The sequence below is a fragment of the Streptomyces sp. NPDC007095 genome (genome assembly GCF_040634475.1).
Taxonomy (GTDB): Bacteria; Actinomycetota; Actinomycetes; order Streptomycetales; family Streptomycetaceae; genus Streptomyces.
This window is the reverse complement of the sequence record NZ_JBEYFS010000330.1, coordinates 1-9,267: the sequence shown is the minus strand read 5'-3', so window position 1 is coordinate 9,267 and position 9,267 is coordinate 1. Positions and strand designations below refer to the sequence as shown.

7 protein-coding genes are annotated in these 9,267 nt (G+C 69.5%); 1 reads left to right on the top strand and 6 read right to left on the bottom strand.

Annotated features, from left to right (window positions below; all coding sequences use genetic code 11):
- Positions 1 to 138: 138 nt before the first annotated feature.
- The 4 genes from ABZ656_RS53445 to ABZ656_RS53430 all read right to left on the bottom strand — a co-directional run bounded on the left by ABZ656_RS53445 (position 139) and on the right by ABZ656_RS53430 (position 4,619).
- Positions 139 to 1,398 carry a glycosyl hydrolase gene (locus tag ABZ656_RS53445; protein WP_101402326.1) on the bottom strand — a complete coding sequence of 420 codons (1,260 nt, stop codon included), beginning with the start codon at positions 1,396 to 1,398 and terminating at the stop codon, positions 139 to 141.
- 37 nt (positions 1,399 to 1,435) lie between these two features.
- A complete protein-coding gene (locus ABZ656_RS53440; RefSeq protein WP_101402325.1) occupies positions 1,436 to 2,353 on the bottom strand; it encodes a carbohydrate ABC transporter permease in 918 nt (305 codons plus the stop codon).
- A 68-nt stretch (positions 2,354 to 2,421) separates the two neighbouring features.
- On the bottom strand, positions 2,422 to 3,318 hold the full coding sequence (locus tag ABZ656_RS53435; protein ID WP_168513922.1) for a sugar ABC transporter permease: 897 nt from the start codon (positions 3,316 to 3,318) through the stop codon (positions 2,422 to 2,424).
- A gap of 8 nt (positions 3,319 to 3,326) precedes the next feature.
- Positions 3,327 to 4,619 (bottom strand): sugar ABC transporter substrate-binding protein, encoded by a 1,293-nt coding sequence (locus ABZ656_RS53430; RefSeq protein ID WP_101402323.1) that lies wholly within the window; start codon positions 4,617 to 4,619, stop codon positions 3,327 to 3,329.
- 220 nt (positions 4,620 to 4,839) lie between these two features.
- On the opposite strand from ABZ656_RS53430, the gene ABZ656_RS53425 reads away from it, so the two are divergent.
- Positions 4,840 to 5,883 carry a LacI family DNA-binding transcriptional regulator gene (locus ABZ656_RS53425; RefSeq protein ID WP_101402322.1) on the top strand — a complete coding sequence of 348 codons (1,044 nt, stop codon included), beginning with the start codon at positions 4,840 to 4,842 and terminating at the stop codon, positions 5,881 to 5,883.
- 74 nt (positions 5,884 to 5,957) lie between these two features.
- Here the strand turns inward: ABZ656_RS53425 and ABZ656_RS53420 are convergent, their stop codons facing one another.
- Together ABZ656_RS53420 and ABZ656_RS53415 are read right to left on the bottom strand one after the other, a co-directional pair.
- The gene (locus ABZ656_RS53420) at positions 5,958 to 7,490 is read right to left on the bottom strand and encodes an alpha-L-fucosidase (RefSeq protein ID WP_360279348.1); all 1,533 of its coding nucleotides are present in this window, start codon (positions 7,488 to 7,490) and stop codon (positions 5,958 to 5,960) included.
- A 19-nt stretch (positions 7,491 to 7,509) separates the two neighbouring features.
- The gene (locus ABZ656_RS53415; protein ID WP_360279354.1) at positions 7,510 to 9,237 is read right to left on the bottom strand and encodes a family 20 glycosylhydrolase; all 1,728 of its coding nucleotides are present in this window, start codon (positions 9,235 to 9,237) and stop codon (positions 7,510 to 7,512) included.
- Positions 9,238 to 9,267: the final 30 nt, after the last annotated feature.

The window sequence follows — 9,267 nt, the reverse complement described above, 5'->3', positions numbered from 1 at the left end:
GTACGGCGTGGCCGGACGGAGGCTTCAGGCGGGCGCTGTCCAGGACATTCGGTGGGCGCCCTCCCAGGACGTTCGGCTCGGCATGAGGCAGCAGCGCGGCGGCCGCGCCGGCGAGCAGGACGGTGCGTCTGGTGGGGTTCACGAGCGGGCTTCTCCTTGTGGGATGGGGAGTACCTGATCGGGACTGACGACTTCGGTGATGCCACGCGCGGCGAGGTGTTCCTTGTCGTCCGCGCGTGCGTCGAGGACGGTGGTGGGGCGGGCGCCGTCGGCGGTGAGCCGGAAGAACGCCTCGAAGACGAGGCCGCCCGGGGCGCAGAGCGAGCGGACGGCGGGGTCGGCGGGGACGATCAGCGCCGTGGTGCGGGCGGCGGGCTCGTGACGGTGCTCGCGGGCCGCGCGGGCCAGCGCCCGCGCGCTGTCCTTGGGGCGCCGGTCGTTGGTCAACAGGCCAAGCCCGTATTCGAGTTCGGGGAAGTCGGCGAGGTCTCGGGAGACGTCGTGGGAGCACCACCAGGTGATGCCCCACAGGTCGGGGCAGTCCAGCGCCGCCGCGACGGTGGCCTCGGTGAAGGCCGCGGCATGCTCGGGCGGGATCAGGGGGCCGGGTGCGCCGACCTCCTGGAGCCAGACGGGCCGGTGCGGGTCGTCGGCCCAGGCCTTGCTCAGCTCGATCAGATACGCGGCATGGTGTTCCGTCGGGACGGAGGTACGGCCGTGCCGCTGGGCGGTGCCGTTGAAGACCCAGGAGTGCACGGCCGTGACGGCGCCGCGGCGGGCGGCCTGGCCCGGGGTGAACGGCATGTCGTCCTGGTACCAGGTGGCGTCGTACTCGGCGTGCAGATGCAGCCGGCCGGGGGCGCCCTCCTCGCAGGCGGCGAGCATCCGCTCCAGCCAGTCGTCGATCTGGGCGCTGCTCGCCCGGTCGGGGTCCGGATGGGGCGGCCCCGCCGAGAACTGGTTGACCTCGTTGCCGAGCGTCATGCCGATGAAGTGGGGGCGGTCGGCGAGGGCCGCGGCGAGCGTGCGCAGATAGGCCGCCTGGCCGTCGAGGACCTCCGGGTCGGTGAACAGGTTGCGCCGGTGCCAGGTCCGCGTCCACGCGGGCAGGAAGTCGAAGCTCGACAGGTGACCCTGCAGACCGTCCACGTTGACGTCGAGCCCCCGCTCCCCGGCCGCGTCGACGAGCTGGAGCAGCTGCTCGACGGCGCGCGGGCGGATCAGCGCGCGGTTGGGCTGGAAGTAGGGCCACAGCGGGAAGACCCGGATGTGGTCGAGGCCCAGCGCGGCGATGGAGTCGAGGTCGGCGCGTACGGAATCGAGGTCGAAGTCGAGCCAGTGGTGGAACCACCCTTCGCTGGGCGTGTAGTTGACGCCGAAGCGCACGGCAGAAGGCATGCAGGATCCTTGCGAAGCGAATCGGGACAGCGGGAGGTCAGCCCTTGACGGCGCCCTCCCCCACCCCGCGGAAGAAGTACCGCTGCAGGCAGGCGAAGAGGGCGATGAGCGGCGCCACGGCGATGACCGTGCCCGCGGCGACGAGCCGTTCGTCATTGGCGAAGGTGCCGTGCAGATAGTTGAGGCCGATGGTGAGGGTGAACTTCGAGGGGTCGCTGAGCACGATGAGCGGCCACAGGAAGTCGTCCCAGGCGCCCATGAAGGCGAAGATCGCGACGACGGCGAGCGTGCCCTTCACCGAGGGCAGCGCGATCCGCAGGAACCGCTGCCAGGTGTTGGCGCCGTCCACGAAGGCCGCCTCCTCGATCTCGTACGGCAGATTGAGGAAGGCGTTGCGCATCAGCAGGACGTTCATCGCGCCGATGCAGCCGGGCAGGACGACCCCGATGAGCGTGTTGTTCAGGCCGAGCTCACGCATGGTGGTGAACTGGGCGATGATGATGCCCTCGACGGGGACCAGCATCGCGAGGATGAAGACGAGGGTCGCCACCCGCCTGCCCCGGTAGCGCAGGCGGGCCAGGGCGTAGCCCGCGAGGGCCGAGCCGACGCAGTTCGTGACGACGCCTGCGCCGGCGACCTTCAGGGAGTTGAAGGCGTAGTCCCAGACGGGGATGGTGTCGGCCACCCGCTTGTAGTTGTGCAGCGTGGGGTCGCCCGGCAGGAACTTCGGCGGCGAGCTGAAGATGTCCTCGGTCGGGCCCTTGAGCGAGGTGGACAGCTGCCACAGGAACGGGCCGACGGTCAGAGCGAGGACGGCGAGCAGCAGCAGGTAGCGCAGGGCGAGTTCCCAGCCGCGGACACGGCGGCCGTGCTCGTCGGTGATACGGCGGCGACGGGGCCCGCGCCCGGCCGGCGGACGCCGTTCGGCGACACGCTCCTTCTCCAGCACGCTCACGCGTCCTTCTCCCCGCACGCCCACACGTCCTCCTTCCCGCACACTCACACGTCCTCCCTCCGGCGCGCTCACACGTCCTCCTTGCGGTCGGCGCGCAGCACGAGCAGCATCAGCGCGACGGTGACGACGAAGACGACGACCGAGATGGCGGAGGCGTAGCCGACCCGGCCGGTCAGTCCGGTGCCGGTGCGCTGGACGAGCATGACGAGGGTGGTGTCCTCACCCGCCGGGCCTCCGTCCGGGCCCGCCATCAGGTACACCTCGGAGAACACCTTGAACGCGGCTACCGAGGAGAGCGCGGCGACCAGCACCATGGTGGAGCGGACGGCGGGCACGGTGACCGTGAGGAAGCGCCGGACCGCTCCCGCGCCGTCGACCGAGGCGGCCTCGTGCAGCTCGCGTGGCACATTGGCGAGCGCCGCCAGATAAATGATCATGTAGTAGCCGAGGCCCTTCCAGACCGTGACGGCCATGGCGCTCAGCAGGAGCAGCCACTGGTCGCTGAGGAAGCCGACCCTGCCGACGCCGATCGACTCCAGCAGCGAGTTCACCAGGCCGCGTTCGTCCAGGAGCCACACCCAGATCAGACCGACCACGACGATGGACGCGACCACCGGGGTGTAGAAGGCCGACCGGAAGAAGGTGATCCCGGGGATGTTCTTCTGGACCAGCAGCGCGAGCAGCAACGGCAGCAGGACGAGCGCGGGGACGACCCCGAGGACGTACAGCGTGCTGTTGCGCAGACCGATCCAGAACATGTCGTCGTGCAGCAGCTCGCGGAAGTTGGCGAGGCCCACGAACGTGCCCGGGATCAGGGTGCGGCGGTCGGTGAAGGCGTTGACCACGGTCGAGACGAACGGATAGAGGATGAACACGCCCACGACCAGAAGGCCGGGAGCGGCGAACAGCCAGGGACTGGTCGGCAGTTGGCGCCGTACACGGGCGGTGCCGGAGGAACTCGCCATGGCCCCGCTCAGCCCTGCTGCTTGAGCAGCGTGTCGCAGGCCTTGACAGCGTTGTCAAGAGCCGTCTTGGGGCTCTCCTTGCCCTGCAGGGCCTTCGCGACCTCGTTGCGCAGCGCGGTCTTCATCTGCTCGCTGAACAGGACCGGCGTGTAGTTGACCGCGTTCTTCAGGGACTTGGCGGCGGCGATGCGCACGCGCGTCTCATCGGTGCCGTCCTCCTTGGTGAAGTACGGGTCGTCGAGCGAGCCCGCGGTGCTCGGGAAGATCGCGACCTTCTTGGCGAAGGACATCTGGTTCTGCGCGTCGGTGACGAAGTGCGCGAAGGCGACCGAGGCGGGAGTGTGCTTGGTGCGCGAGTTGACCATCACGCCCATCACGTACATGTTCACCTTGCCGGTGCTGGTGATCTGGTCCGTGATGCCGATGTTCTTGTAGAGGTTCGGGGCCTGCTTCTTGAAGTTGCCGAGGTCCAGGGCGCCGCCGGGGTTCATGGCGACGGCCTCGGTGAGGAACTTCTTGCCCGAGGACTCCGGAGTCGCGGTCAGCGCCTGCGGGTCGAGCGCCTTCGCGTCGTACAACTCCTTGTACTTGGTGAGGAGTTCGACTCCCTTGGCGTCGTTGAAGGCGAAAGCGGTGCCTTCCTTGTTCATCAGCTCGACGCCGTAGCGGCCGAAGTCCTCGACGGTGGGCACGTTGGCGAGCGTGGCGACCTTGCCGTCGCTCTTCTTCGCGAGCTGCAGGGCGTCGGCGAAGAGTTCGTCGTACGTCGTCGGCGGCTTGGAGGCGTCGAGCCCTGCCTCCTTGAAGAGGGACTTGTTGTAGAAGAGCGGGCCGGTGTTGAGGTACCAGGGGAAGGCGTACGTGCCGGTCATGCCCGGTATCTGGTGGCTGGCCCAGGCGCCGTCCAGGTACTCCTTCTTGTACTGCGCGGCGGACTTGTCGAGGTCGAGGGCGAGGCCCGCCTTGGCGAGCGGGGCGACGAGGTCCGGCGAGACGTTGACGACGTCGGGCAGGGTGCCGCCGGCCGCGTCCGCGCTGATCTTGTCGGCGTAGCCCTCGGCCGGCTGGTCGACCCACTTCACATGGGTGCCGGGGTACTTCTTCTCGAAGTCGGCGATCACGCCCTCGAAGTACGACTTGAAGTTGGCCCTCAGGTTCCAGGTCTGGAAGGTGATATCGCCCTCGACCTTGCCGGAGGCGTCCGTCGAGCCACTGCCGTCGCTCCCGGAACCGCAGGCACTCAGCGGCAGGAGAACGGCGACGGTGGCAGCGGCGGCGAGAGCTCTGCGGGAGATGCGCACGGATGGGGCTCCTCTTGCAGCAGGGGTAACGGTGCCGGGGCAGACCTTGCAGCCAACTCGCGGGGCAAGTCAATGGATTTGGCCCAGCTAAATTCATTAGTGCCACAACATGGCTGGTCACAGACGTTCCCACAGCCTCTTGCAATCGATCACTAATGCGCTTTAGATTGCCTCAGCTCAAGCGCATTAGTACGCCAGCTCAGCAGAACGGGGAACAGGGTTGCCAGCCAAGCGGTCACCCGCGCGCCGACCGACGATGAAGGACATCGCGCAGCGCGCCGGGGTCTCCGAGAGCGCGGTCTCCTTCGCGCTCAACGACAGGCCCGGGGTCTCCGAGATCACCCGCGACCGGGTCCGGCGCGTGGCCGAACAGCTGGGCTGGCGGCCGAGTACGGCGGCGCGTCAGCTGTCCGGCGAGGGAGCGGCGACGGTCGGTCTCGTGGTGGCCCGTCCCGCCGACACCCTGGGCGTGGACTCGTTCTTCCTGCAGCTGATCTCCGGCATCCAGGAGGTGCTGGCCGAGCGTCATCTCGGCCTGCTCTTCCAGGTGGTGGAGGACGTGGCCGACGAGTGCGGGGTCTATCGGCGCTGGTGGGCCGAGCACCGCGTGGACGGAGTCATGGTCGTCGACCCCCGGACCGACGATCCGCGTCCGGACCTGCTGGAAGAGCTGGGTCTGCCCGCCGTGGTGATCGGCGGCGTACCGGACGCGGGACATCCGGGGATCTCCACCGTCTGGGCGGACGACGCGGGTGCGATGGCCGCGGTGGTGGACGAGCTGTACGCGCTCGGCCATCGCCGGATCGTGCACATCGCGGGCCTGCCGGGGCTCGCCCACACCGAGCGCCGGATCCGCACCCTGCGCGCGGAGGCCGGGCGGCGGGGCCTGACGGAGGTGCGCTCGGTCCCCACGGACTACTCGGACGCGGAGGGCGCCGCCGTCACCCGCCGCGTCCTGGAGAGCGGCACCCCGCCGACCGCGCTGGTCTACGACAACGACGTGATGGCCGTCGCCGGCGTCGCCGCCGCCACGGAACTCGGTTTCCTGGTACCGGGCGACGTCTCGGTCGTCGCCTGGGAGGACTCGCCCCTGTGCCGCATGGTCAAACCCTGGCTGTCGGCCCTCTCCCGCGACACCGTCCACTTCGGCCGCACGGCCGCCCAGGAACTCACCGCGCTACTGGACGGCGGTCCCGCCCGGACGGTACAGGTACCGGTGCCGCGGCTGATCGAACGGGAGAGTACGGGGCCCTGCGGGACTTGAGAGGGTGAGGGGTGGACGCAAAGCTGAAGACGGTGAGGGGTGGACACCGTGCGGGGCATCCACCCCCGTTCGCGTCAGATCCGTGAGCGATGGAGCGCGAACTCCGCGATCCGCGCGCTCTGCCGTGACCGCGTCACCCGAAGGCGCCAGCGCCGGGCCCGTACGGGCGCGGGGAGCAGCAGGATCCGGCTCGCTCCGATCGTGCCCGCCCCGGCCACCCGGCTCCAGGCGCCCGCTCCGTACGCCTCGACGACGAAGCTCTCGACCTGCTGGCCGTGCCGGATGTCCTCGGCGAGCCGGATCCGGTCCACTTCGCGCTCCGCGCCCAGGTCGACGGTGAAGACCCCCGGGGAGGACCGGACCACGGCCCCGCGCCCCAGGTCCTCCGGCAGCTCCCGGTCCACGCGCTCGCGGAACTCGCGCAGCCGCACCACGTCGGCGACCGGCAGCAAGCCCTGCGTGTCGGGTGGGACGTTGAGCAGCAGCACCGAGTTGCGGCCGACCGAGCGGAAGTAGATGTCGGTCAACTCGGCCACCGTCTTGGGCTGTTGGTCGGCGTGGTAGAACCAGCCGTCGCGGATGGACACATCGCACTCGGCCGGCCACCACTGCAGATGGTCGGCCACCGGACGGGCCGCGACGAGCGCGGCCCGGCTGCCCTCGTCGGGTGCGTCGTAGGCCAGCGCGTAGTCGGTGCGGCCGTTGTCCTTCTCCGTGACCGGTACGACGCTCCACTCGTCCTCGCGGGCGAGCCCGCCCTCGTTGCCGACCCAGCGCACATCGGGCCCGGACACGGCGATCGAGGCGTCGGGGGCGAGGGCCCGGACCAGCGCGTACCAGCTGTCCCAGTCGTACTTCTCCACCTTGTCGGGCGGAATGCGGCCCTGGGCTCCGTCGAACCACACCTCGTCGACGGGTCCGTACTCGGTGAGCACTTCGTAGAGCTGGTTGAGCATATGGGCGCCGTAGTCGGTGGCGTCCAGCGTGAACGCCCTCGGGTCCGTACGGTCGTCGCCGTCGACGAGCGTCGGGATCCTGCGCTCCGTGCGCGCGCTGCCGTTGGCGTACACGCCGTGCAGGTACTGGTTCTCGTCGGCCGGTGAGACATAGACGCCGACCTTGATCCCGTGGCGGCGCATGGAGTCCGTGAAGGAGCGCAGCACGTCGCCCCTGCCGCCGCGCCAACCGCTCGAGGCCACCGAGTGGTCGGTGTAGCGCGACGGGTAGAGGACGAACCCGTCGTGGTGCTTGACGGTGAGGATGGCGAGTTCGAAACCGCCGTCGCGCAGGGCGCGGGCCCACTGGTCGGTGTCGAGCCCGACGGGCTGGAAGACGTCCGGGTCCTCGTCACCGGTGCCCCATTCCAGGCCGGTGAAGGTGTTCACGCCGAAGTGCAGGAAGGCGGTGCGCCCGAGGTTCTGCCAGGCGATCTGCCGTGCGGTGGGGCGTACTTGGGAGGCCTTGCGGACCAGGTCGTCCTCGGTGTCGGAGGAGCTGACGGGGATGCGGGAGGGAGCTTCGCCGGGGGCCGCGAGGGCGACGGATGTGCCGGAGGACGCGACGAGGGCGGTGGATGCCAGGACGAAGAGGCGTCTGGAGATGGTCATGGGGTGGAAGCTCCTCGCATCAGTGGATGGTCAACTGCCAGACGGAAGGCTGCTCTTGGTCCGGCGGGTACTGCAGGAGCCGCCCTTCGTCCGTCACGTGCACCGCCATCCGCGTGATCGCGTTGACCAGCCGGTATCCGCCGCCGCGCACCGGCTCCAGCTCCCAGCGCTGCAAGGTGTCCGCGGCGACGCACGGCGATTCGGTCACCTCGACACCGGGGTCCAGGGGCACGTTCAGCGTGAGCTTTCCGCCGCTCACCTCCAGACAGCCGCCGCCCGTAGTGGACCGCAGGGTCACATAGCCGTCCGCGGTCGACCGGACCTGGAGATCGGCGGTCGCGGCCCCACCGCGAAAGGTGTACGTCCCCTCGGCCACCGGCACCCGGGTCAGGTCCCGCCACCCGGGCGCATGCCCCACGGCCGCACCGCGCGCGGTGAACTCGGCATACGTCGGGTCGGGGTGCGCCGAGCCCCAGGTGACCTGGGCGATGTGCCGCAGGGCCGGGTCCATGGCCGTCGCGACCTCGTTCTCGGTCTCCCCGCGCCCGTTGTCCGGCCAGAGGCTGATCTTCGCCCCGGTGATGCCCTCACGCGAGGCGAGCTTCTCGCCCTCGAAACTGCGCGGGTCCCAGCTCTGGTCGTACAGCGCCTTCGTGTCGGTGTGGAAGCCGCCCCGGACGAGGTAGAGGGAGTAGGCGGCGTTCATCAACGGATAGCCCTGGGCGATGAGCCGACTTGGCTTCGTCGCCACGTTCAGCCAGTGCTCGACCGTCGTACCGGCCGTGACGGGCACGGTGTTGGCGCCGGTGAGACCGTCGTTCCAGATGCGCAGCTTCTTGCCCTTGGCCGCCGCGTAGGCCTGGACACGGTTGACGAAGTCGATGAACGCGTCCTGCGGGGTGGCGCTCGCGCCGTACCTGGCCCGTGCGTAGGCGAGGATCTGCGGGTACTTGGCGAAGTCGGAGCCGAGCATGTACTCGTCGGCGCCCATGTGCCAGGACCCGGACGTGAACACCTGCGCGTACTCGTCGATCAGGCTCGTGTAGTACGTGAAGGCCGCGTCCTGTGTGATGTCGAGCCGGGCGGGCTGCTTCACTCCGTCGGCGTCGGTGAGCTGGAGGTCCGGGCGGTTCTGGATCCAGGGGTCCATGTGTCCGGGCGAGTTGATCTCCGGGATGATCTCGACGTGGTACTTCTCGCCGAGGGCCACGAGCCGGCGGATCTCGTCCTTGGTGTAGTAGCCCCAGGTGTCGGCCTCGGGATGGACGTCGCTCTTCACCTTCAGTTCGAGCAGCAGCTGGTTGAGCTTGTGGTACGCCATGTCGCGTACGAGGTTCTCCAGCCATGGCGTCGAGATGTGGACGTAGCAGGCGCAGACGCCGACACCGCGTTCCTTGTACTGGGGCACGTCGACCGTGCTCCCGGCGGGCACGCGGTCGCTCTGGGCGAGGAGTTGGAGGAGGGTGCGGGTGCCGTAGAAGGCACCGGTCTCGGCGGCGGCGGTCACCACCAGGCTTTTGCCCGCGCGCAGTTCGTATCCCTCCGCGCCGAGCCGCGACGAGGAGGGGTCGACGCCGATCACGATGTCGCCCGCGTGCGCGCCCTGCCGTAGGACGGGAACGGTGCCGTGGCCCGCCGCGCGCAGATCGCCGGCGAGGGTGTCCGCGACCCGGCGTGCCCCCGGGGAGCGCGCCGCAAAGAGGGTGGCGGGGCCCAAGGTGGAAATTCCGTGCGTTGGGGTGCACAAGGGGGGAGTTGGGTCCCAGACGGGGGGTTG